The organism is Pedobacter borealis DSM 19626, from assembly GCF_000708285.2.
GTDB classification, from domain to species: Bacteria; Bacteroidota; Bacteroidia; order Sphingobacteriales; family Sphingobacteriaceae; genus Pedobacter; species Pedobacter borealis.
In genome coordinates this window covers 40074-63304 of record NZ_JAUG01000013.1, presented here as the reverse complement: position 1 = coordinate 63304, position 23231 = coordinate 40074, and the positions used below count along the sequence as shown (strand labels likewise).

Sequence of the window (23231 nt, the reverse complement as noted above, 5' to 3'; positions counted from 1 at the left end):
TTCCTCAATTTACGCTTAATAAAGGCAAAACAATCTGATTTAGACGCTTGTTAGTAAGTAAATATTTAACTATGAGATCAATATGGAAAGGTTCTATTGGATTTGGTTTGGTAAACATTCCAATTAAGTTGTTTTCTGCTGTCCAGAATAGTAATATCGATTTAGATATGCTCGATGAACGCGATCATGCAAAGATTAAATTTTTAAGGGTGAATGAAAATACCCATAAAGAAGTGCCTTATGAGAAGATTGTTAGAGGCTATTTTTTAAAAGACAGATACATTGTTTTAGATAAGACCGATTTTGAAGAGGCTGCGCCTGAAAAAACTAAAATTATTGAATTAGAGAATTTCGTTGATATAAAAGATATTAATCCTATTTATTATGAAACTTCTTATTATACAGAGCCTGAAAAGCAGGGTAAAAAAGCTTATGGATTATTGCTAAAGGCCTTAGAAAAATCGGGTAAGGCTGGAGTGGCTAGATTTGTACTACGGAATACAGAAAATCTTTGTGTTATCCATCCCATGGAACATGTAATTGTGATTACTAAAATCAGGTTTGAGCAGGAAATAAGGAGTTTATCAGAAATTAACAAGGTTGATGATATTACCATCACCAAAAAAGAAATGGATGTGGGCTTGGCCTTGATTAAACAATACAGTTCTAAATTCGACTTGAGCGCCTTTAAAGATGATTACAGTAGCGAACTCTTGAAGATTATTAAAGCGAAGTCTAAAGGCAAACGCGCAACGGTTAAAAAGATGAAACCACAAAAAGCTACAAGCGATGACCTGTATGATCAATTGATGCAGAGTTTGGGCTCAAAGAAAGGAGCTTAGTTAGTTTGGAGTTTGCAGTTGGGAGTTTTGAGTTAAAAACGCCATGCAAGAACAGTCCTGGAGTAAATACCACTCCAGGGCTGTTTTTTATTTAAAAGCAGCCTTCAATTGATGTGCGGCATAAGCCTGAGCAGCCTTCGCTTCTGGCACAAGCAGCGCCATACCAAAAAATTCATGTGTTACACCCTCATAATTTTTACTGTCAACTTTTACCCCGGCAGCTTTCAATTGATCAGCGAGTATTACACCATCATCATGTAAGGGATCTATTTCGGCTGTAATAATAGTTGTTGATGGAAGCCCATTTAAATTGGCATTAACCAATGATATTTTAGGGTCCTGTGCTTCAATAATTGTAGTCAGATATTTCTCTGTAAACCACCCCATCATTGCTTTGTTTAGCGGTTTTGCTTTTTCATACATTTTATAAGATTCGGTGTTCATATCTGCCTGAGCAATGGGATAAATCAAAACCTGGTGCACAGGAAGCATAATGTGTCTGTCCCTCGCCATAATAGATACATTTGCTGCTAAATTTCCACCCGCACTTTCACCAACAATTGCAATCTTAGCCGGATCGGCTTTTAAATCTACTGCATTTTTAACTGCCCATTCATAAGCTGTAAAAGCATCGTTATGCGCAGTGGGGAATTTGTTTTCGGGCGCTAAGCGGTAAGCAACAGAAACCACAACTGCACCAACCTGCTCTGCCAATGCCTGTGCAGATGCATTATAAACATCTAAATTGGCAATAACGAAACCACCGCCATGGTAATAAACAATTAACGGATAAGGTCCGTTGCCTGCTTTTGGCGTATAAATACGCAGATGGATTTTGCCTCCGGTAACATCAATATCTTTCCCTATAGTATCTACCTTAGTAGTTGGTATGGTAATATTGTTTTGTTTTGCCAAATCCATTACCGCATCAGTTGGTGTATGATTTTTACGTGCATCGGCAGCACTTAAAGTTTCTAAAGGCTTATCTCCATAGCTATTTAATTTTTCTATTACAGCCTGCATTTCTGGTTTTATTGTTTTTCCCCATTCAGGAGCAGGCCCGGCAGGTTTTAATGCTGCAGTTACTGAAGAGTCGGTTATGGTCGAATCTGTAATTGTAGTCGTTTTTGTTCCGCCTGTACAAGCAGCAATACAAACAGCCACAGCACAAATAAATGAAGCAGGTTTTAACCAGTTAGTTTTCATAGGATTGTTTTATTTTATAAAAGTTGTTTGTATAACAGTATCAATAAGATAGTGTTTTTGTTGGCACTCAACTTTTCAGAATTTATTTAAATGGCAAACATCTTGATGAATTAGTGTGTTCTTAAATAAATGAATAATTATGCTAACAGAAATAACAGGACTACCAGATCATATTTTTGGCGTAAGGGCTACCGGAGAAGTGACAAGCGATGATGTAAAGAATGTTTTATTAACCGGTTTGAAAAGAACCGCTGAGCGATTTAAGGAAATCAGGTATCTGCTCGTTTTAGAAACTGACGTGAAGAATTTTACAGCTGGTGCCTGGGTACAAGATGTTAAAGCAGGTTTGAAAAATTTTACCAAATGGAAAAAAATAGCCGTGGTAAGCGCCGAAAAAGGAGTAGAGTGGTTTACTGATGTTTTCACGGTGGCTACGCCAGGTAAATCAAAAGGCTTTAAACCTGAAGAGATAGAAGAAGCTAAGGCCTGGCTGAATGCTGAAGACTAACGATTAAAAATGATGAAAAATTCTAAAACACCGGCAGAAAGTAGCAAGGCTACCGCACCGAAAAATGCAAAAGCTAAAGGTGCTGATGATAAAGTAACATCAGCCAAAGATGCCAAGAAAGTAAATGTAACTAAAGATGCGTCCGTTAAACATAAAAAACCCTAGTAATTAGAAGCAAAATGCTAGTTTATGAAGATTGATGCCAATAACATCGAGCATTTTTATGATAAAGCCTACGATTGGATAATTGATAAAGGACCATCGGTAATTTTAGGTATAGTGCTGCTTATTTTAGGCTTATGGCTAATTAAGCTACTTGGGAAATGGATGCAGGGTGGTATGCACCGTAAAGATATAAATCCGTCACTGCGTCCATTTTTAACCAGTTTAATACTCATTACCTTAAGGGTTTTATTGGTAATTACCGTAATGCAGATTATTGGCATTCAGCTTACTTTTTTAACGGTACTTATTGGTGGTATTGGAGTTGCGGCAGGCCTGGTTTTATCGGGTACACTTCAAAATTTTGCCAGTGGTGTATTGATTTTACTGTTGAAGCCTTTCGTTGTGGGCGATAATATTATTGCACAAAGTCAGGAAGGGACTGTAACATCGATCCAGATATTTTATACTATTGTTAAAACATTCGATAACAGAACCGTAGTTATTCCAAATGGCAAATTATCAAATGAAGTGATTATCAATATCAGCAGAGAAGGCAGCAGGAGGTTGGATATTGAAATGAAGTTTAGCTATGGTATCGATTATGAACAGATCGTAACTGTTTTCAATAAAACTGTCGATGAATTTAAAGATTGTCTCAAAACACCAGAAAGAAGAATTGGTGTGTCTGCTTTAGAAGATAGTGGATTTAAAGTAAGTTTAAATGTTTGGGTTAAAGCACACGGTTTTACAGATACCAAACTTTCTTTTCTGGAAGTGCTGATGAAAAACTTAAAACTGGGAGGAATAAAATTACCTGGTATGCCCGAATAAAAAAATTACTTTCTTAATAATGCATAAATCTTATCCATCAATTCGTCGATATTAAATGGTTTGGCCATAAAGTCATCTGCTTCTATTCCATCTAAAGTATAATTGTTAGCATTATAACGGGCAGAAATCATTAAAACGGGAATATGCTGTGTAGCTGCGGTATCTTTAAGTTCTTTTAAAAGCAGCCTTCCGTCAGTGTCAGGGAGCATAATATCCATGATTATTACATCTGGATTAAATTTCTGAACATGGTTAATAAAATCAGCACCTTTGTTTAGTCCTTCAACGTTAAAAGCTTCGCTTTCTAAAATAAGGGTTATAACATCAAGGATTGCATGATTATCTTCGATAACCAAAATATTCTTCTTTGCCAAGGTTGAGATGGATTTTAAATTTCAAACAAATATATAATAAAAAATAAATCTCAAAACCGAATTTAGCAAAATAGAGACATTCTAAAAAGAGGCTTAATATTTGTTAATTCGTGAAATTAAATACGCGGCAACATCAAAATACATATGACTAAATTTTCTGTAGACCTAAGCAATTGCGATAAAGAACCCATTCATATTCCTGGTAAAATTCAATCACATGGCTTTCTATTAGCAGTTGATAAGAACAGCCTGTTCATTACCTACATTAGTGAAAATGTAGAAGTTTTTTTAGCAAAAGAAGCTAAAAGTCTATTAAACAAACAGCTTTCAGTCTTAAACCAGTTTATCAAACAACAAGATACAGCATTTAATATCGAAGAATTACTTAAACTAGGTATCATCCGTAAAAGCTTTGATGCAATTAGTCCCTATCCTGTTGAAATTAATGGCCTTTCTTTTTATCTGATTATTTCATCATCTGAAAGTAATTGGCTTTTGGAATTTGAGCCGGTAACCTTACAATTCGATATTCAAAGTTCTATAGGTCGTTCTGCCTCGTCTATGCTTCAGGGGAAAAGCATTTCAGCGCTGTTAAAGGGTGCTGCTCAAGAGGTAAAAAAACTGATCAATTACGATCGGATTATGATCTATAAATTTTTAGAGGATGGTCATGGCGAAGTTGTAGCTGAAGAAAAAGAACCAGATTTAGAACCATTTTTTGGATTGCATTACCCCGCATCTGATATTCCTAAACAGGCTCGGGTGCTTTATAAACTCAATCTGACCAGGTTAATTGCCGATGTAAACATAACTGATTCGCCAATTCTAACTTTTAAAGAAAACGAGGCACTCGATTTAACCAATGGTGGCTTACGCGCCGTATCGCCCATACATATTCAATATCTGAAGAATATGGGTGTTCATTCGAGTTTTAGCATATCCTTAATCGCTCATGGCGAATTATGGGGGTTAATTGCCTGCCATAACTATAGTCCTAAGTTTATAGACTATAAAGCCAGAGAAGGCGCTAAATTAATAGGGCAGATTCTTTCTTCAGCTTTAGAATACCGCCAGGAAGAAGAAGATGCAGCCGTTATTGAACAATTTAAAAGTACCGCGAATGTTCTTTTAGAACATTTAAACCGTGATAAATATTTAATTGAAGCCATAACTACCCACAAAAGAACCATTTTAGATGCAACTAAAGCTTCGGGAGTGGCCATTATTTTCGAAAATGAACTTAAAACTCTTGGAAATGTACCATCAGAAGAGGAAATAAGAGAACTTGTTGATTGGTTAAAAACAACCAATGATGAATCGATATATTATACCCATCGATTGCCTGAAATCCATTCTCCAGCTAAAAAATACAAGTCAATATCCGCTGGAATTCTTTCATGTATGCTAAATAAAGAAATGGGTGAAATGATTATCTGGTTTAAACCCGAAATTATTACCACTGTGAATTGGGCTGGAAACCCTGAAAAACCTGTAGTTCCTTCAGAAAATGGCTTGTTGAGTCTATCTCCCCGTAAATCTTTCGAAATTTGGTCGCAGGTTGTTAACAATACATCTGAAAAATGGATGGCTGAGGAAATCGCCTCGGTTTTAAGGATACGCGAAATTATAATTACCGACATCAATAAAAAGGCGAACGAAATTAGGCTACTTAACGAAAAGCTACAGGCCGCTTACGAAGAATTAGATACTTTTAGCTATACGGTTTCGCACGATTTAAGAACACCATTGACCTCGATAAAAACTTATGCTGAGCTTATGCTTAAAAATAAGAGCATTGATGAAAATGGTCAAAAAATGTTGGGTAGGATTTTAGTAGGCGCCGATAAAATGAATTTCTTAATTAAAGAGATCCTAAATTTAGCAAGAGTTGGCCGTTCTGAAATAAATTTTGAAACAGTTGATATAGCATCGCTGTTAAAAGAAATAAGAAGCGAAGTGTGGTCGGCCTTTAAAGCAGACCGTACCGAATTAGTTTTGGGGGAACTCCCAAATATAAAAGGAGATAAGACCATGATAGCGCAGGTTTTCACAAACTTGATTGGTAACGCGGTAAAATACTCTGCCATGGTGGACAAACCGAAGGTAGAGGTTTCTGCGTATATTGATGGAGGGGAGACTATCTACGCAGTTAAAGATAATGGAATAGGAATCGACAACCGTTATTACGATCGGGTTTTTGAGCTTTTTAAGCGCATGGATAATGTTAAGGAAATAGAAGGAACAGGAGTGGGACTGGCAATTGTAAAAAGGGTTGTAGAAAAACACAATGGCAGGGTTTGGTTTGAGAGTAAGTTAAATGTAGGATCTACCTTTTTTGTAGCTTTTAAAAACAGATAAGATGAAAACACCAGATATATTTTATGTTGAGGATGATATAGACTATGCATTTTTTATGCAAAGTGCTGTACAAGAGGTTAAGGATACACTTAATTTAACTATAATTGAAGATGGGGCAGAGGCATTACAAAAACTTCAGCATTTTGCGGAAAATAAAACCAAACCTAAATTAATTTTGCTTGATTTGAATTTGCCCGGCTTATCGGGATTAGATCTGTTAAAATTTATACGGGATATTCCTTATCTCAAAACTATACCTGTAATCTTGTTTTCTACATCTGATAATCCTGATGATGTAAAAGCATCAATTGAGTTTGGTGCCAACGCCTATCTTACCAAACCTGATGGTTACGAGAGTTTGCTTAAATGTGTACATTCTGTACACGATTTTTGGTTTAACCAACATTTGAGGTTAAATTAAAATTTTATAAAAACATATGGAGAGATTCGGATATTAATTCCGGATCTTTTCTTTTTAATAATTAAAATCCAAATAATGATTGCCAATTTATTGAGAACTGAAACAGCAGAAAACCATAAAACATTAGAATCCTTAATGTTTGTGAATGAGATTATGAACAATTCTTTAAGCATTGATCAGTATAAAAAGCTGTTAACCATTAATTATATTATTCACCAAAAATTAGAGAATACGCTCGCGAATATGCTGGATGCAGCTATTGCCGAACAATTGGAAATGAAAAGCAGATTGAAACTCACTGCTTTAGAAGAAGATTTAAAATATTGGAATATAGATAGTTTAACATTGCCAGGTTTAGATTTTGAATTGTTTGTTCCAGAAAAAAATACTGCCGAAGTTTTAGGTGCGTTGTATGTGCTAGAAGGGGCTACATTGGGCGGAAACGTAATTAAAAGGCATATTTTAGCCAATCCAAATTTTAAAGACCAGGAAGGAGGCCTAAATTATTATGGTGTTTATGGCGATGAGCTGAGTACGAAATGGAAAATATTTGTCTCTGTAATAAACCAGACGGTTGCTGAGGCAGATTATAAACGCTGTATAAATAGCGCCAATTTAACCTTCAATAACCTGATCAACTTATCGAAACAACTGAATTAAGTTGCCAGATTTTGATCTCAAAATTAGAAAAAATACCTCTATAATAGTGCCAGGGCATTTTTTTGATTGTGTAAATGTGCAAAACTTCTTTCAAATAAATATTTGCTTTCTGTTGTTAATTCAAGGTAAATATGTATTATTGAAAAAATAAATTTTTTAAACCTTAAAAACATCAATTAGCGATGGAAAAATTCTCAAAAGTTAAAGCTGCTGTTGCTGCTATTGAAGCAGATGTAGAAAAATTTTATAATGCTGGCAATGCAGCTGCTGGTACTCGTGTGCGTAAAGCAATGCAAGATCTTAAAGTTTTAGCACAAGAAATCCGTGCAGAAGTAACTGACAAGAAAAACTCTGGAAAATAATATTTCGCGAGTAAGAAACAAAAAGGGTTCTGGTATGCCAGGGCCCTTTTTGCGTTTTGGGTAGACTTACGAAGTCTATCTGCAAGTGGCCTATAGACTTCGTAAGTCTGGCCACCTATAAAAAGATAAGGCTCCCCATCGCGGAGAGCCTATATCCAACTAACAAAACATATTTTTTTAGTAAGCCTTAGCTTAAATTATCCCTTTTTTACCAATTTATATTCAATTACTGGTTTACCACGTGTTCCTGCATCGCCGGCACCCATCGAAATAAATTTCAGTTTGTACACGTTTCCAGCAGCATCTTTAATTAGATAAAAAACCTTTGTGTTAACACCAGTAGCAGGTTGCGTACTTCTCCAACCTGCCCCAATTACATCCCTATTTGTTAAAAATGTTTCTCCAGCAATGTTTGATTCCGAAAATGACGCATAAGTTTTTGAATCTGTAATGGTAACAACTGCAGCAGATGTACCGCCTAAACTGTTAATGAAAACCAAATCAGAAAAGTTATATGGAACCAGAACGCCTGAAAAAGTAGTCTGGTAAACAGAGTAAGTCCACTCCAAATCCCAATTTGTTTTTTCAGGCTGTGCGTTAACAATGGCTCCATTTGTAAGCGATACGAACTTAAAGTTAAAGTTTGCATCTTTTGGAATATCAACTGTTGTAAAATTTGTAGTTTCTTTGATTTTACCATACTGTAAAGTATAACCACCAGAGGCATTTCTGATTACTTTAAGTTTGATCCAAGATCTTGCTGCGATACCGCCAGCTGTACCGCGGTTCAAGATAATAATCTTGTTATCAGCGGCTGTTGCTGAAACTGCTGGGATTACGGTACTCGAAAGACTTCCATTTATAGCATCGAAATAAGCAAAATCAGTATTCGCCGGATTAGCCTGGCTAACCGCTAACGTTAACCCCAGGGTATCAGCTTCACTAACAGTGGCAAGACTGGCATTTGCAGTAGTAATCACTTTTGCACCTGCACCTGTGGTATTGTTAAGAATAACCCTAAAATCAGATCCGCTATAAAAACCTAAATCCCAGGATGATCTTGCTACAGAGGTCTGCTTATCAGTACTAAAATCTACATAAACACTATTACCAGCAGCACTTCCTGTTTCAGCACCTATTAATCCGTTAAGTGTTAAAGTACTTCCATCAGATGGTGGAACTACAACAATAGGTTCATCTGTATCTTTTTTACAGGCTGTAAATGTTACTGCCAAAAAAGCGACAGCGACTATTGAGTTAAATTTATTCATATTATTGTGATTATATTGTTTTTTATTAAAGTTTATACCAGTTATAACTTAGTCCTAATACATAAGAGCGACCATAACTATAAGGCACTGCAGCTCCACCTGTGCTATGCGCACCACCGCTATTAGCTGAACTATTGGCGAGCTGCGTAACATTAAATAGGTTTTTAATGCCTGTATTAATGGTTAAAGATTTAAATAGATTTTTGTTCAGCATTAAATCAGCCGTATGGAAATCGCCAATCTTTACCAATGTTGCAATATTGTTTGTGGCAAGCTGATAACTAGGTAAACTGCCTGTGTATTTATAAAATAGGCTAATGCCCCCGTTTATCTTCGGGAAAGTATAGGTAATGTTCGAGTTTACCTCTGTGGCCCAGGCAAATTCCGGAGCCTCTATATCATTGTCTTCCGGCAGATCGTTATATCGTCCGATATACGATAGCCCAAGCGTAGCCTGAAGATTTTTAAAGATCAACGTATTTTCTAAAGTTCCACCAGTTGTTTTGTATTTTGATACATTGATTGGTGTAGTGATCGATGTGTTTGTAGGAGAAAAACCAAATTCGATACGATTTTTAAACAAATTGTAAAAACCTGATAGGACAGAGCGAAATTGAAAATCCCTTTCTTGCAAACCCGCCCAAGCAAAGGAACCATTAAAACTGTTCGATTGTTCTGCCTTTAAATTGGGATTACCTAATATGGTGTGACTGGCATCTACAAAATCATAATACAATTCTCTAAGCGCCGGAGAGCGGAAACCTCTGGCGTAAGCCAAACGAAGATCCAAATTTTTAGTCAAAGCAAATTTAGTATTTAAAGAAGGGATAACAGGAGGGGCATCATAAACCGAATTTTTGATGAATCTTAATCCCGGTCTAATGTTTATGCCCTCTGCAAATCTGATTTCAGCAGAAATAAAGGCGGCATAATCGTTTATTACAGGCGATCCGCTAATTCTTTGCCCACTTGCTGCGTCTCTATTATACTCAACACCCGGTTGGAAAGAAACAGATTTGTTTAAGGTGTAAATTGCTGTAGCTCTGAATATGGTAGAATTAAATTTAGCCACATCCTGCTCACCTAAACCTGGTGAAAGTTCTTCTGTATTATTGCTAAAATCATGAATAACCGTTCTCGTGGCCCGATCAAGTTTTGTAAAGCCTGCGATAGCAGATAGTTGTAATTTACTGCTAAATTTATACTCCGATTGAAGCTGTTGGGTATGCCTGTGTGTTGTATAAGTTTGTAATATTCCCTTATAATTGTTTGGATTTAGTCCGTTGCGTACAAAAATATCTTCCTTTAATCCATCAAAACGGTACCAGATACTAAAATTATTATTGCGATAGCCCATTTTTGCATTACCCAAAAACTGTTCTTTAGGTTTCCAACGGTTAGGAACAGTATTAACTTCAGCTATAGTGGCTGTTTTACTGGCTAAGTTCCATCCTCCAAAATCATTATGGGTAAAACCCGCAAGTACACTCCAACCCTTATTCTTCCAGTTGGCACTGATATTTTGGATATGGTTTCCCTTTTCTGATAAAAATTCATATTCATTTCCGGCCGTTTCTTCCTGTACCCTTGCCGATAAATTCAAAAGCGATTTCCCGGCGGTTTTGGTTATAATATTAATTACACCAGCCAAAGCATCAGTACCATACACCACAGACATCGGGCCTTCAACAATTTCTATCCTTTCAATGGTGTTAATGTCGATTTGGTTTAAACTTTCGCGGGCATCAGATCGGTCTACCATCGGTACACCATCCAATAAAATTTTAATATTCCGGCCAGTCATTCCCATTAAAGAAACATCTGTTGTACCTAAAGTTAAATCGTTGCTAAAACGGAAACCCAACTCTGTATTTAAAATCTGTTGCACATTGGTGGCAGCTCTAAGTTTTATCTGCTCGGCAGTGATGGTCCTGACATTGTATACCGAATTTCTTAAAGTTTGCGGCCCGTATTGCCCTGTAACCACCACATCTTTTAAATCATTTGCCTTTGTAGTATCAACTTTAATTTCTTGAGCCACAGTAACAAATCCACAAAGTGATAAAGCAATTGATAAATATATCTTCATTTATTTAGACTAATTATAAATAATTGTGCAAATTTGTAGATAATCAGAAAAAACAGATAACGCTAAACGGATAATTAATACCGCCAAACGGATTAAGTGAATATGGAGCCATCATGATTTTTCAAATCACACAACGGGATGAAATATCATGATCGCTTCAGCACCTTTTAAAAAAAAACGAGCTTTTGCAAGCTCATTAACTAAGCGAAGCGTTCTCTTGAACACCATTGAGAAAATAAATGCAAGTGAAAAATGCCATTGAAAACAATGAGCAATAAATTAATAACTTTTATACAGATGACAATTAAACTCTCAAGCTATCCTAAAGGAAATATAATTTACAAGAACGCCTATCCTGATAATTTTGAAAGCATAAACGACATAGATGAGGCAGTTATAACATTAGATGAGAACGATGTAAAGTACCAAATAAAGGAAATGTGGTTTAGGGGGATCCACATTGGCATTATTGAGATCCATCCGAATCAGGAAGAGAATTTTTGCTTTGAATCTTCTCAGCAACATATTGGCTTTTTATTTTGTCTGAGCGGTACGATTAACTATTATTTTAATCATCAGCACGATAATTTATTATCATTGGCTAAAAACGAGCAGGATTTTAATGCAGGCAGCATTAATTCGATCAAATTTAATATCACAGAGAAAACCAGATACCTTTATATACAGCTCACAGAAGATTATTTTAAGCAGGTAACAGGAGGAGAACTTGGTAACGATCTTAAAACCGGAACCCAAAAGTCGATCAGTCCGGAAATCGGGTTGATATTGCAGCAGATAATTTATCCTAAACACGAGGGTAGGGTAAAACGTCTGTTCCTTGAAGCCAGGATCTTTGAGTTGATTATTGCTTATTTTAATCAAAAACCAGAGAAACAAACACACGTTTTAAAAAAGGAAGATATAGAAAAGATTCTGTTGGCCAAACAATTGGTAGAGCATGATCTGCAAAGGCCTAATTCATTAATGGAACTTTCGCGTAAGGCTGGGATTAATGACTATAAACTTAAAAGAGGGTTTAAAGAACTTACCGGACATACAGTGTTTGGCTATTTATATAAAATCAGGATGGAAAAAGCGCACTATTTTCTATCCAAGGAAAAGAAAACGGTGAATGAAGTTGCCTTCCTTGTAGGTTATAAAAATGCACAACATTTTATCACTGCTTTTAAAAAACAGTTTCATGTTTTACCTGGAAGTTTAAACAAAAGCTAGAAATTTAGCGCAAACGTTTGTTTATTCTTTTACCTCGTTTACAATCAAATCAGACTCTACAATGGTGTTGTAGTAAGCTTGGTTCTCAGAATTAGGGCTATGAATAAGATCTAACAGAATATTAGCTGCTTTTTGTCCTTGTAAATAGGGGTATTGCTCAACTGAAGCTACCGGCGAATTATCCAGGTAGCTGATAATAGGCAGATTTGCATAACTCACTATGTCGAAATCATTAATTACATTCAGTTTTTTGAAATATTTAATCAGGAAAAGTGCTACATAATCGTTAAAGGCCACAATTGCTGTAGGTTTACGCTTATGATTCAAAAATTGATTGGCAGCATCGATGGTACCTTCCTCAGTTAAATCACAGTTCACAACCAACGATGGATCAAATTTTAAGCGGTTAAAAGTAATCGCCTGCATATAGCCATCTTTACGTTCCTCGCTTGCGTACAAGGTACTTGGGCCATTAATCATTCCAATACTTCTATGTCCTTTTTTCAAAAGATAGTTCACTGCTTTAATTGTTGCACTTTCTAAGCTACACGCCACATAATGCACGTTTTTAAAAGGAGGTATCCGGTCAAAAAATACGACAGGTATATTGAATGAATTGAGTTTTTCGAAATGATCAAATTTTGAAGTGTCTTTACTGATGGATACCAATAAACCATCTACCCGTTGATTTTTCATTTTTTCAACGAGCTTTACTTCCTGATCATAATTATCGTGCGACTGCGCAAAAATAACCGTATAGTTTTTCTTAATGGCTTCATCTTCAATTGCAGAAATAGCAATAGAGAAAAAGTGTTCAGATAGTTCAGGTAAAATTACGCCAATAGTATATGTTTTTCCTTTTTGAAAAAGAATTGCCGCATTATTAGGCTCATAGTTTAGAGACTTTGCCAACTGCTTAATTTTCTCTCTGGTTACCGCTCCAATGCTCGGATGATCGTGCAATCCCCTGGAAACACTGGATGGAGAAATGTTTAAGATTCTGGCTATTTCTTTGATGGTTGTTGGTTTCGACTGCATTCTGAGTGCTAAACTACATTAAATTTCTTCAATATGTAATAATACAAAATTAATCAAACGTTTGCGCTGTTTTTTTTTCTCATTTCTTTCCTCTGCTATATAAATATCAATACTTTCGGAAAAGCTAAAGACCATACGTTCTGGAAAATAATAATAGAAAAATTATAAATAGAAAGCAATTTTAGTCCCTTAAAAAACAAAATTGATATACAGTTATAAATTACATCCCAACGATTAACAATAGTGCCCCTTAATTTGGAGGGGTATTTAAACAAAAAAGACGAGAAGTGTTCGTACCACTTCCCGCCAAATTGGGTTATTTTCCTGCAAGCAGGCACAAAAGTTATCTAAGCTATATGTTTAACCCTTATTCAAAGGTATAAAATTTACGCTTGTTATAAATAAGGTAGTACATTATTCTAATTATTTTAAAGCTTTTACAGCAATACCTCAATAAGTTGAGGCATTGCTATTTAAACGCTTAAGAAGTAATCCATACGTCATATAACTCACTCAGGCTTCTTTTTTAAAATCATATTCCTACTTTGGTTTTATTAATTTTAAAAAATGATAGCTGTATACATTTTACTTTTTATCTTAACCGCGTTCTTCATTATAACGAACCTTCCTGTTTTTGGCCGTTTACCCAAGGGATTACGATTGGAAAAAATCCACCATTTGGATAACTATCGTGATGGTGCATTGCAAAATCAGTCGATAACATTAATGCAACCCGAAGGCGTAAGCTTTTTTAAGATTTTAAATGCATTTCTTTTCGAAAAACATCCCAATAAAGCTCCAAATAAAGCGCTTCATTTTATTACACCTAACTTAAACGGAAGTCCTAAAAGCGTTGCTCCTGAAATTATATGGTTTGGACATTCATCTTACCTCATCAAAGTAGAGGGTTTAAGAATTCTGGTTGATCCAGTTTTTAGTAAAACCCCATCTCCATTTTCATTTATTGGGAGTAAGGCTTTTTTAGGTACAGATGTTGTGAAAGCGGAAGAATTTAAGAATGTTGATATTCTGCTCATTACACACGATCATTACGATCACCTCGATTACAATAGTATTTTAAAAATTGCACCACAAGTTAAAACCATAGTTACTTCGTTGGGAGTAGGAGAACACTTAGAAAAATGGGGAATTAAAGCTGATAAGATCAATGAATTGTGCTGGAACGAATCGTTAACATTATTTAGTAGCCTGAAGTTAACAGCGGTTCCGGCAAGGCATTTTACCGGAAGAAAATTTAAAAGAAATCAAACCCTTTGGTCGGCCTTTGTATTGAAAACTGAAAACTACCAATTATTTTTGGGAGGCGATTCTGGCTATGATGCACACTTCGCCAAAATAGGTAAAGAGTTTGGCCCTTTCGATTTAGCCTTGCTCGAATGTGGACAGTACAATGATTATTGGCCGTACATCCATATGTTTCCTGAAGAAACAGTACAGGCCGCTATCGATTTAAAAGCAAAAGTTTTAATGCCTGTGCATTGGGGCAAATTTAGCTTAGCCATGCACCCCTGGAACGAGCCTATTAAAAGAGTGGTTTTAGCTGCAGCAGCAAAGCAGCTTCCTTTGGTTACTCCAAAATTGGGTGAAACAATAGTTTTAAATGAATATTTACCGACTGAAAACTGGTGGCTTAAAGAATAAAAACTAAACAATAATTGTACTATGGTGTTTAATTCTAAAATCAAATACAATTATGAAAACTGATCTTGTTGAAATTTTCCAGACCATTAGAGCCGGAATACAGCCCTATGCCACCCGCGGATATACGGTACACGAAAATTCGGAAAACGGGTATGATCTTTATAGTGAAAAAAACATTGAATTAAACGGTGAAAAAGTGACCGAACGATTTTTTACAGGTGTTTATATTAATGGGAATGCTGTAGAAGTTAAAATCAATACAGATGAATTTTCTACTACAAATCATAATTTAAGCGATTTTGGTAAAAACAAAGCGGGTTTTAAAATTTCAGCACTTGATGATTCTAAATTAAAAGAAGTAGAAACGCTGGTAGAAATTATCCATACTAACTTTAAAGAAAAAGAGTGGATTTAACAATCTGATGGTTAAATTTGCAGCAGATAATTTTTCTAAAAACCTTCTACTGATTGAATAATTTAACTTCTGACGTTAACTGGCATCATCAATTAAGCTTAGCACTTGCTAATAACAAAATTGGGTGCCTTCTTTTTTTAGAACATGAATTTCGATTATTACGGACTGATCCTCAATTGATCATTCATCTGGTAAGTTTAAACAATAAATTTACCCCACAACACCTCATTGGGCTGCAGGAAAAATATCGTCAGGAAGGCATTAAACTCATTCATCTTTGGGAAGATCTGTGGCAATCAAGACCAGATCAGGTTTTAGCGAGAATAAAATCTTTGCTGGGTAAAAATATCCGTATTCACGGTAGAAAAACCAAAGTATTCAAAATTACTAAACCTGTTGCCGATTCATTTTTAATTGAAAATCACTTGCAGGGCTCAGTAAGCAGCCGTTATAAAATTGGTTTATTCGAAAAAGAAGCGCTTGTAGCGGTTGCTACTTTTTCGGCACTACGTAAAATGAACCATACCGAAAATTATAAATCAGCAGAATTGATCAGGTTTGCCGTTAAAGCTGGCTATTCTATTACCGGAGGGCTTAGCAAGTTGATTGCTTTTTTCGCTGAAACGTATAAACCTAATGACCTGATGACTTATGCAGATCATGATTGGTCAGCAGGAGAAGCCTATATTAAATTGGGTTTTAAGCAAACGGCAACGTTGGAGCCGCAGACTTATGTTCTTGATAAAAATCTAAATCGTCAGCTTAAAAAGAGCCATCAGGTTTTGGCGCAGGAAGTGTTTAATACAGGAAGTTTAAAGTTTATCCTCAAATTTTAATGGACCAGCATAATCTCATCATCATTTTGGGTGCAACGGCATCGGGCAAAACGAAACTTGCTGTAAGTGTTGCTGATGCGTTAAATGGCGAAATTATTAGCGCCGATAGCCGTCAGGTATTTAAACGAATGGATATTGGTACCGGGAAGGATTTACAGGAATATCGGATTAATAAGAATACAATTCCTCACCACCTCATTGATATTTTAGAACCGGGAGAACGTTATCATGTAGATGCCTTTAAAAACGACTTCTACAAGGCCTTTGAATCTATAACAGGAAAAGACAAAATTCCCATTCTCTGTGGCGGAACAGGAATGTACATCCATAGCCTTTTGCAAAACCAAACTTTTACCGCAATTCCCGTAAATCAACAATTAAGAGATCAATTAAATTTATTATCAAAAGAAGCATTAATTTCAAAATTGCAAAATGATAAAAGCCTGAATATTGATCATGTTGACTTATCCTCAAAAAAGAGGTTGATCAGGGCACTGGAAATATCCCATTACCTCCAATACAATCAGCTAGAAGTTGTCGATAGACCAGTGCTCAAACCCATTATTTTTGGATTGAAGAATGAAGTAGAAGTAACCAGAGCTAAAATTCTAGTGAGACTGAACGAAAGATTTGAAGCAGGCTTAATTGAGGAAGTAGTACAGTTGCTTAAAGAAGGTATTAGTAAAGAAATGTTGGTTTTCTATGGGTTGGAATATAAATTCATTGTTAATTACCTGGATGGCTTATTCACATTTGATGAACTGAAACTAAAACTTGGCATCGCCATTTGCCAATATGCAAAACGGCAAAACACCTTTTTCAGGAAAATGGAAAAGGACAATGTTGAGGTTATTTGGCTCGATGCATCAGCACCTACAAACCTATTACAACAGTTGGTAATTGAAAAAGTTTCACTTAGCGAAAATTAACTTTTATTGGTCATCTTAATGTTGGTTTATGGCCTAAATAGTACTAAAAAAGGCATTCTGGCACAACCTTTGTATTCGTTGCAGCATATTAGTTTAACTCAAAAACAATATCTTAAAATGAAAACAATTACTAAAATCATTGCTACTTCAGCAGCTGTCGTGGCTTTATTCTTTACTACAAATGCTAACGCGCAATCTCGAAATTTAGGCATAGGATTAAATGTAGGTGCAGGAACAACAACAGGTTATGGCCTAGTAATAGGTGGAGATATTAGATATCAATTTAATGTTGACAAACAATTATCTATTCCTGTTACAGCTGGTTATAATAATTTTTCTAGAAAAGACTCTTTCGGAGGTGGAAGTTTTGGAATTATCCCAGTTAAAGCCGGTGCGAAATATTTCTTTAACGACTCTGGAGCAGGTGCTTATGGCTTAGCCGAACTTGGTGCTGGATTCGGTACTACTAAAGGTTCAGGCACTTCATTTGTTTATTCACCTGCGATTGGTTATGCATGGAGTAATGGTTTAGATTTAGCGGCTAAATACGAAGGTTATTCTAACAACGGAAGTATTGGTTTTGTCGGTATACGTTTAGCATACGGATTTAGCCTGTAAGCTAATCACAAATAATATTGAAAGCCTCCTTTTAGGGGGCTTTTTTATTTCATAACATTCTGAAAAAAATGAAAATCTACATCAGATATTTTAACGTATATAAACTAAACCCTTAATTAATAACTTAAAATATCTAAAATGAAAACAGTTACTAAACTTTTTGCAACGACTTTAACGGCCACTGCAATTTTAACCACGTCAAATCTAAAGGCACAAACAATGGGTTCTACTGAACCAACGACACCAGGAAGCGGTATGGCTTTTAAAATCGGGGTAGGCGTAAACGGTGGATTATTTCCAGACAAGTCTGAAATGAATTATGGTTATGGTGCAGATGTAAGACTTCAATATGATTTAAGTCCTTATGTGGCCCTTACTGCTTCAGGTGGTTATACCGGATTAAAATGGAAGGGAAGCCCGCTAAAATTCGAATTCATCCCTTTATTAGGTGGCGTTAGAGTGTTTCCGATCAAGAGAATGTATCTAAGTACCGAGTTAGGTTCAGGTTTGGCCATAAAAGATGGTGCTAATATGAACTTTATTTATACAGGCGGTTTAGGCTACGAGTGGAAAAATGGTTTAGATTTGGGTATAAAATACGAAGGTTATGTAAACAATAGCGCTTCTGATCTCTATTTCATGAAAACCGGTCAATTTAACCTGAGATTAGGATATAATTTCAAATTATAATTAGAACATCATTTAATTTAAAGTTCCGATGAAAATCGGGACTTTTTTATTTATTTACCATTTTAATTGCTATTTTGAGCCGAAAACCAAATACAATGAAAAGAATATTCGGATTAGTAATACTTACCGCTTTAATGGCCTGTAACCAGGCAGAAAAAAAATCTACAGAAACTAAAGATTCAACAAAAACAGATTCAGCATCGGTTAAAAATGAGGTTTCGATAAAAGATGAAAAGAAACTAGCCATATTTACGCAGTATGTAGATTTAAAAAATGCGCTGGTAAAATCTGATGCTGCAGCTGCCCAAAAAACTGCTGCAGTATTAAAAAATAGTTTAGCTGCCTACGAAGGTTGCGAACCTACTGCTGAGATTGCCGAAAAAATTGCTTCAAGTAACAACCTGGTTGCGCAACGAAAAGATTTCACCGTTTTAAGTGCCGATTTAATTGCTTTACTTAAAAATGCAGAAATAGAAAAAGGCACAATCTATGTTCAGCATTGCCCAATGGCGAATAAAGGAAACGGAGGTGACTGGTTATCAACCGAAAAGGAAATTAAAAATCCTTATTACGGTAACGAAATGTTAGAATGCGGTAGAGTTGCCGAGGAGATTAAAGCAAAATAAGGTGCTAAACCTGTTTTAATTAAGCATGATTGTTACGTCATTTTGACCAATTATTCATATTAATTTAACAGATTTGTTATGCATGTATATTAATTTTATATAATTTAGAAAGCTATAAACACAATACAATAATATGTCAGATATTGCAGAGATAAAAGTTGATGGTAAGACAGTAGAATTGCCAGTAATTACAGGAACAGAAGATGAAAAGGCCATTGATATTTCAAAATTAAGAGATCTAATAGGTTTTGTTACTTTAGATACTGGTTTTAAAAATACTGGTTCTACAAAGAGTAAAATCACTTTTTTAGATGGTGAAAAAGGCATTTTAAAATATAGAGGTTATTCGATCGAAGAGCTTGCTGCAAAATCGAGTTTTTTAGAGGTTATTTATCTGATTATTTATGGTGATCTTCCAACGCAAACTCAATTAGAAGGATTACAGGCCGAAATCAGCAAACATACACTCATTCATGAGGATATGAAGAAATTTTTTGATGGTTACCCATCAAGATCTCATCCAATGGGCCAATTAGGTTCCCTGATCTTCTCATTGTCTACATTCTACCCAGAGTGCTTAAAACCAAATCAAACCGCAGAAGAACAAGATTTAACCATTATCAAACTTTTGGCTAAATTCCCAACCATTGTTTCTTTCGTTTATAAAAAATCATTAGGTCATCCACTTATTTATCCAAAAAATAAATACGATTATGTAACCAATTTCCTTTGGATGACATTTGGACAACGTACAGAAGATTATGATGTAAATCCAATCGTGGTTAATGCGATGAATAAATTGCTTATTCTGCATGCAGATCACGAGCAAAACTGTTCCGCATCTACCGTTCGTATCGTAGGTTCATCTGATTGTAATTTATATGCTTCAATTGCTGCTGGTATTGCTGCACTTTGGGGCCCACTACATGGTGGTGCAAACCAGGCTGTAATCGATATGCTTGAGTTGATTAAAGCTGATGGAGGTGATACAGAGAAGTGGATTGCAAAAGCGAAAGACAAAAACGATCCATTCCGTATGATGGGCTTTGGGCACAGGGTTTATAAAAACTTCGATCCAAGAGCTAAAATCATTAAAAAAGCTTGTGATGATATTCTGGAAAACCTAGGCATTGATGACCCGATTTTAGAAATTGCCAAAAAGTTAGAAGAAGCAGCTTTAACTGATCAATACTTCATCGACCGTAAGTTATATCCAAATGTAGATTTCTATTCAGGTATTATTTACCGCGCATTAGGCTTCCCATCTGAAATGTTTACCGTTCTATTTGCTTTAGGCCGTTTACCAGGATGGATTGCACAATGGAAAGAAATGCACGAGAATAAAGAGCCGATTGGTCGCCCTCGCCAGATTTATGTAGGTGAAACAGATAGAGAATTTGTTGAGCTTAAGGATAGAAAATAATTTCATTAAGCATAAAAAACCACTCGATACTATCGGGTGGTTTTTTTTATTCGGGGTATTCCCTTAACAGTCGTCACCCTGAATTCATTTCAGGGTCTATCTCTTGCAAGAAAGATGCTGAAACAAGTTCAGCATGACGTTGCGCGCTAAGTAGCTACATAATAAATCAAATTGATCATTGCCATTTCCGATAACTTGAAGGCCACAGCATACAGAATCAAAATCCAGAAGATTTTAAATATCGTGCTCCAGGTTTTGCGCTGATAAAAAATGGTAAGGGCCTTAAACATGTACCAGAACAAAAATACCGTAACACCCACTTTAATAATATTACTTACCACAGAGTCTTCACCAAAAACATGTTTCATGATGGGTTGAGTAAAAATGGAGATAATAAAATAAACCATCATTCCATGGATGGTAAAAATCAGGTGATCTAAATAGTAAATGTGGTTTTTCCTGAAATTCCACATAATAAAAAGCGCCAATAAAGGCATCAGCAAAAAGAATTGTTTTGGTCGGTTATGTTCTAAAGTTTCTTGAATTACTTCTGATTTTTCACCGATATTAATTGCCCTTTTTTTGATCATCCGCTCATACCAATTATCCCGGTAAGCTAAAGGCAATTTTTCCTGCCTACCTAAATAAGCCGCATAGGTACTATCGTTCCTTTCGATATGGATATCACTAAAATCTTCGATCATATCGGCAATGGAATCAGATTTTAGCTTGTTGTTTTCAGCTCTAAGTCTATTTAATTCTTTTTCCTGATCTGCAAAAGTAAGCCCCTTAAAGTCTTTTGTTTTTATTACTTTATTAAGCGATTTTACAGTTCTATTCGCAATAGCTTTAGGCACTCCCGGAAGCTTCAGCGCCTTATTTACACTATCGGTAACATTTTCATCCTTTTTCTTTTCAAAGCTGATACCGATATCATGTTTTTCTTTTTGTCCATGTTTTGGTGAGTACACCACCAAAAAATATACGATGGAAACAAAAATATACATACTCACCGGATTAATATACCTGGCTCTTTTGCCAGCTAAATAATCGAGCGTAACCTGCCCGGGCTTTGTTAAAAGAGGAGAGAGGGTTTGAAAGAATTTATTGTCGAAATGAAAGTAATGCGCTATACTATGACTAATAAATGCCCAGAAACTTTCTTTTAACTCTAAATTTGGCTGACCGCAATCGCTACAATAATGTTTTTCTACATGAGCGCCACAGTTTAGGCAGTTGTGTTCTTTTCTATACTTACCAGCTGACATAGGATAAATCGAAATTATAAATGGTTAATGGCCTCTACTTCTGCTCGTGTATGTTTGTGTTTAAATATGACTACAAAAACTATGGCAATAACCAGCACATAAATGGTGAAAGATAACCAGATGTTGTGCCAGTCTTTCACATCTAAAGCCCTGCTTAAATTTCCATTTTCTAATACACTGATTCCTTTATTTTTCAAAAATTGAAGGAGATGTTTATTGTCTGCTTCGCTCTTTACGTATTTAGATAATGAATCAATACTGCTATAATAGGTAGTAAAATATTTATTGATCATCCAACCTGACACTAAACTTCCAAACACAGCTCCAAAACCGTTAGTCATCATCATAAATAAACCTTGAGCAGATGAACGTGTTTTTGGTGTGGTTGATGTTTCTACGAACAGTGATCCGGAAATATTAAAGAAATCGAATGCCATGCCGTATACAATACAAGAGGTAATGATCATCCATAAATTGGTAGAAGGATCGCCAAAGGCAAATAACCCGAAACGTAATACCCAGGCAAACATGGCAATTGCAATTACCCATTTAATCCCAAATCTTTTCAAAAAGAATGGAATAGCAAGAATAAACAGTGTTTCCGATATTTGAGAGATGGATAAAATGATCGTGGAATAGCGGATTACAAAAGATTCTGCAAAAACAGGGAATAATTTAAATTCATCCAGGAAAACATCACCATAAGCATTGGTTAATTGCAATGCAGCCCCTAAAAACATAGAGAAGATAAAAAACAAGGCCATTTTGTAATCAGCAAACAGCTTGAATGATTCTAAGCCTAGCTTCTGTGCGAATGTTTTTTTCTCACTGATCAGATTTAAAGGTTTACAGGCAGGAAGCGTGAAAGAGTATAATCCAAGCATTAATGCGCTAATACCTGCAATGTAGAACTGATTTGCACTTGCTTTATTCCCGGTTAAATTGGTAAGCCACATGGCTGCAATAAAACCAACCGTTCCCCAAACGCGGATAGGTGGAAAGTTTTTTACAACATCGAAGTTGCCGTTTTTTAACGTTGTGTAGCTAATTGAGTTACTTAATGCAATGGTTGGCATATAAAAACACATAGACACCAATATTACCCAAAAGAAAGTGTGCGGATCTTCTACTTGAGGCAGATAGAACATGGTGGCTGCGTAAAGGATATGTAAAATAGCATATAACTTTTCTGCATTGATCCATTTATCTGCAAGAATACCTGTTATGGTTGGCATAAATAGCGATGCAATGCCCATTGTAGAGAAAATTACCCCAAAATCTGCACCGTCCCATTGTTTGGTTCCGAACCAATAATTTGCAATCGTAATTAACCAGGCAGCCCATACAAAGAATTGCATGAAACTCATTATAGTTAAGCGAAACTTAACGTTCATAATAATAGTTTA

24 protein-coding genes are annotated in these 23231 nt (G+C 35.8%); 17 read left to right on the top strand and 7 right to left on the bottom strand.

What is annotated here, in order from left to right:
* Window positions 1-71 precede the first annotated feature (71 nt).
* Window positions 72-842, top strand: coding sequence for a non-homologous end joining protein Ku (gene ku / locus AW17_RS05835; RefSeq protein ID WP_029275190.1), 771 nt, complete (start codon window positions 72-74; stop codon window positions 840-842).
* A gap of 87 nt (window positions 843-929) precedes the next feature.
* Here ku and AW17_RS05830 read toward each other — a convergent pair whose 3' ends face one another.
* Complete coding sequence (locus AW17_RS05830; RefSeq protein ID WP_029275189.1) at window positions 930-2048, bottom strand: alpha/beta hydrolase; 1119 nt, start codon at window positions 2046-2048, stop codon at window positions 930-932.
* A 139-nt stretch (window positions 2049-2187) separates the two neighbouring features.
* Between AW17_RS05830 and AW17_RS05825 the strand changes: the two genes are divergently transcribed.
* From AW17_RS05825 to AW17_RS05820, 3 genes are read left to right on the top strand one after another with little or no spacing between them, the layout of a single operon-like run.
* A complete protein-coding gene (locus AW17_RS05825) occupies window positions 2188-2556 on the top strand; it encodes a SpoIIAA family protein (protein ID WP_029275188.1) in 369 nt (122 codons plus the stop codon).
* Window positions 2557-2568: 12 nt separating this feature from the next.
* Entirely contained in the window at window positions 2569-2721 is a 153-nt protein-coding gene (locus AW17_RS24075) for a hypothetical protein (RefSeq protein WP_157280215.1), read from the top strand.
* A gap of 24 nt (window positions 2722-2745) precedes the next feature.
* Entirely contained in the window at window positions 2746-3552 is an 807-nt protein-coding gene (locus tag AW17_RS05820) for a mechanosensitive ion channel family protein (protein ID WP_029275187.1), read from the top strand.
* Between the two features lie 5 nt (window positions 3553-3557).
* Here AW17_RS05820 and AW17_RS05815 read toward each other — a convergent pair whose 3' ends face one another.
* A complete protein-coding gene (locus AW17_RS05815; protein WP_029275186.1) occupies window positions 3558-3926 on the bottom strand; it encodes a response regulator transcription factor in 369 nt (122 codons plus the stop codon).
* Between the two features lie 144 nt (window positions 3927-4070).
* On the opposite strand from AW17_RS05815, the gene AW17_RS05810 reads away from it, so the two are divergent.
* From AW17_RS05810 to AW17_RS05795, 4 genes are all read left to right on the top strand, one after another.
* Window positions 4071-6284, top strand: coding sequence for an ATP-binding protein (locus tag AW17_RS05810; RefSeq protein WP_029275185.1), 2214 nt, complete (start codon window positions 4071-4073; stop codon window positions 6282-6284).
* 1 nt (window position 6285) lies between these two features.
* Window positions 6286-6705: a response regulator gene (locus AW17_RS05805; RefSeq protein ID WP_029275184.1), complete on the top strand. Its 420-nt coding sequence runs from the start codon at window positions 6286-6288 to the stop codon at window positions 6703-6705.
* A gap of 75 nt (window positions 6706-6780) precedes the next feature.
* A complete protein-coding gene (locus tag AW17_RS05800) occupies window positions 6781-7365 on the top strand; it encodes a biliverdin-producing heme oxygenase (protein ID WP_029275183.1) in 585 nt (194 codons plus the stop codon).
* A gap of 182 nt (window positions 7366-7547) precedes the next feature.
* The gene (locus tag AW17_RS05795) at window positions 7548-7727 is read left to right on the top strand and encodes a hypothetical protein (RefSeq protein WP_010602585.1); all 180 of its coding nucleotides are present in this window, start codon (window positions 7548-7550) and stop codon (window positions 7725-7727) included.
* A gap of 197 nt (window positions 7728-7924) precedes the next feature.
* Here AW17_RS05795 and AW17_RS05790 read toward each other — a convergent pair whose 3' ends face one another.
* Window positions 7925-8998: an HmuY family protein gene (locus AW17_RS05790; RefSeq protein ID WP_051691653.1), complete on the bottom strand. Its 1074-nt coding sequence runs from the start codon at window positions 8996-8998 to the stop codon at window positions 7925-7927.
* A gap of 25 nt (window positions 8999-9023) precedes the next feature.
* Complete coding sequence (locus tag AW17_RS05785; RefSeq protein WP_029275181.1) at window positions 9024-11087, bottom strand: TonB-dependent receptor plug domain-containing protein; 2064 nt, start codon at window positions 11085-11087, stop codon at window positions 9024-9026.
* Between the two features lie 297 nt (window positions 11088-11384).
* Between AW17_RS05785 and AW17_RS05780 the strand changes: the two genes are divergently transcribed.
* A complete protein-coding gene (locus AW17_RS05780; protein WP_029275180.1) occupies window positions 11385-12320 on the top strand; it encodes a helix-turn-helix transcriptional regulator in 936 nt (311 codons plus the stop codon).
* Window positions 12321-12341: 21 nt separating this feature from the next.
* Here the strand turns inward: AW17_RS05780 and AW17_RS05775 are convergent, their stop codons facing one another.
* Window positions 12342-13358, bottom strand: coding sequence for a LacI family DNA-binding transcriptional regulator (locus tag AW17_RS05775; RefSeq protein WP_029275179.1), 1017 nt, complete (start codon window positions 13356-13358; stop codon window positions 12342-12344).
* A 567-nt stretch (window positions 13359-13925) separates the two neighbouring features.
* Between AW17_RS05775 and AW17_RS05770 the strand changes: the two genes are divergently transcribed.
* From AW17_RS05770 to AW17_RS05735, 8 genes are all read left to right on the top strand, one after another.
* Complete coding sequence (locus tag AW17_RS05770) at window positions 13926-15020, top strand: MBL fold metallo-hydrolase (RefSeq protein WP_029275178.1); 1095 nt, start codon at window positions 13926-13928, stop codon at window positions 15018-15020.
* A 52-nt stretch (window positions 15021-15072) separates the two neighbouring features.
* Window positions 15073-15435, top strand: a complete 363-nt coding sequence (locus AW17_RS05765) for a hypothetical protein (protein ID WP_029275177.1) — start codon at window positions 15073-15075, stop codon at window positions 15433-15435.
* A 176-nt stretch (window positions 15436-15611) separates the two neighbouring features.
* On the top strand, window positions 15612-16271 hold the full coding sequence (locus AW17_RS05760; RefSeq protein ID WP_157280214.1) for a PDDEXK family nuclease: 660 nt from the start codon (window positions 15612-15614) through the stop codon (window positions 16269-16271).
* Window positions 16271-17200 (top strand): tRNA (adenosine(37)-N6)-dimethylallyltransferase MiaA, encoded by a 930-nt coding sequence (gene miaA, locus AW17_RS05755; RefSeq protein WP_029275175.1) that lies wholly within the window; start codon window positions 16271-16273, stop codon window positions 17198-17200. The genes AW17_RS05760 and miaA overlap by 1 nt, the downstream gene beginning before the upstream one ends.
* Window positions 17201-17317: 117 nt before the next feature.
* Window positions 17318-17818 carry a hypothetical protein gene (locus tag AW17_RS05750; RefSeq protein ID WP_029275174.1) on the top strand — a complete coding sequence of 167 codons (501 nt, stop codon included), beginning with the start codon at window positions 17318-17320 and terminating at the stop codon, window positions 17816-17818.
* A gap of 138 nt (window positions 17819-17956) precedes the next feature.
* Complete coding sequence (locus AW17_RS05745) at window positions 17957-18508, top strand: hypothetical protein (protein ID WP_051691651.1); 552 nt, start codon at window positions 17957-17959, stop codon at window positions 18506-18508.
* A 95-nt stretch (window positions 18509-18603) separates the two neighbouring features.
* Window positions 18604-19134 carry a DUF3347 domain-containing protein gene (locus AW17_RS05740; protein ID WP_029275172.1) on the top strand — a complete coding sequence of 177 codons (531 nt, stop codon included), beginning with the start codon at window positions 18604-18606 and terminating at the stop codon, window positions 19132-19134.
* A gap of 133 nt (window positions 19135-19267) precedes the next feature.
* Window positions 19268-20557 carry a citrate synthase gene (locus AW17_RS05735; protein ID WP_029275171.1) on the top strand — a complete coding sequence of 430 codons (1290 nt, stop codon included), beginning with the start codon at window positions 19268-19270 and terminating at the stop codon, window positions 20555-20557.
* Between the two features lie 146 nt (window positions 20558-20703).
* Here the strand turns inward: AW17_RS05735 and AW17_RS05730 are convergent, their stop codons facing one another.
* Entirely contained in the window at window positions 20704-21825 is a 1122-nt protein-coding gene (locus AW17_RS05730) for a DUF3667 domain-containing protein (protein ID WP_029275170.1), read from the bottom strand.
* A 14-nt stretch (window positions 21826-21839) separates the two neighbouring features.
* Window positions 21840-23219 (bottom strand): nucleoside permease, encoded by a 1380-nt coding sequence (locus AW17_RS05725; protein ID WP_029275169.1) that lies wholly within the window; start codon window positions 23217-23219, stop codon window positions 21840-21842.
* Window positions 23220-23231: the final 12 nt, after the last annotated feature.

Coding starts and splice junctions, on each gene's coding strand:
- AW17_RS24075 (WP_157280215.1), top strand. CDS start 2,569: ATGAAAAATTCTAAAACACCGGCAGAAAGTAGCAAGGCTACCGCACCG.
- AW17_RS05770 (WP_029275178.1), top strand. CDS start 13,926: ATGATAGCTGTATACATTTTACTTTTTATCTTAACCGCGTTCTTCATT.
- AW17_RS05825 (WP_029275188.1), top strand. CDS start 2,188: ATGCTAACAGAAATAACAGGACTACCAGATCATATTTTTGGCGTAAGG.
- AW17_RS05805 (WP_029275184.1), top strand. CDS start 6,286: ATGAAAACACCAGATATATTTTATGTTGAGGATGATATAGACTATGCA.
- AW17_RS05810 (WP_029275185.1), top strand. CDS start 4,071: ATGACTAAATTTTCTGTAGACCTAAGCAATTGCGATAAAGAACCCATT.
- AW17_RS05730 (WP_029275170.1), bottom strand. CDS start 21,825: ATGTCAGCTGGTAAGTATAGAAAAGAACACAACTGCCTAAACTGTGGC.
- AW17_RS05795 (WP_010602585.1), top strand. CDS start 7,548: ATGGAAAAATTCTCAAAAGTTAAAGCTGCTGTTGCTGCTATTGAAGCA.
- AW17_RS05785 (WP_029275181.1), bottom strand. CDS start 11,087: ATGAAGATATATTTATCAATTGCTTTATCACTTTGTGGATTTGTTACT.
- AW17_RS05750 (WP_029275174.1), top strand. CDS start 17,318: ATGAAAACAATTACTAAAATCATTGCTACTTCAGCAGCTGTCGTGGCT.
- AW17_RS05790 (WP_051691653.1), bottom strand. CDS start 8,998: ATGAATAAATTTAACTCAATAGTCGCTGTCGCTTTTTTGGCAGTAACA.
- AW17_RS05725 (WP_029275169.1), bottom strand. CDS start 23,219: ATGAACGTTAAGTTTCGCTTAACTATAATGAGTTTCATGCAATTCTTT.
- AW17_RS05830 (WP_029275189.1), bottom strand. CDS start 2,048: ATGAAAACTAACTGGTTAAAACCTGCTTCATTTATTTGTGCTGTGGCT.
- AW17_RS05735 (WP_029275171.1), top strand. CDS start 19,268: ATGTCAGATATTGCAGAGATAAAAGTTGATGGTAAGACAGTAGAATTG.
- AW17_RS05740 (WP_029275172.1), top strand. CDS start 18,604: ATGAAAAGAATATTCGGATTAGTAATACTTACCGCTTTAATGGCCTGT.
- AW17_RS05800 (WP_029275183.1), top strand. CDS start 6,781: ATGATTGCCAATTTATTGAGAACTGAAACAGCAGAAAACCATAAAACA.
- AW17_RS05780 (WP_029275180.1), top strand. CDS start 11,385: ATGACAATTAAACTCTCAAGCTATCCTAAAGGAAATATAATTTACAAG.
- miaA (WP_029275175.1), top strand. CDS start 16,271: ATGGACCAGCATAATCTCATCATCATTTTGGGTGCAACGGCATCGGGC.
- AW17_RS05775 (WP_029275179.1), bottom strand. CDS start 13,358: ATGCAGTCGAAACCAACAACCATCAAAGAAATAGCCAGAATCTTAAAC.
- AW17_RS05820 (WP_029275187.1), top strand. CDS start 2,746: ATGAAGATTGATGCCAATAACATCGAGCATTTTTATGATAAAGCCTAC.
- AW17_RS05745 (WP_051691651.1), top strand. CDS start 17,957: ATGAAAACAGTTACTAAACTTTTTGCAACGACTTTAACGGCCACTGCA.
- AW17_RS05765 (WP_029275177.1), top strand. CDS start 15,073: ATGAAAACTGATCTTGTTGAAATTTTCCAGACCATTAGAGCCGGAATA.
- ku (WP_029275190.1), top strand. CDS start 72: ATGAGATCAATATGGAAAGGTTCTATTGGATTTGGTTTGGTAAACATT.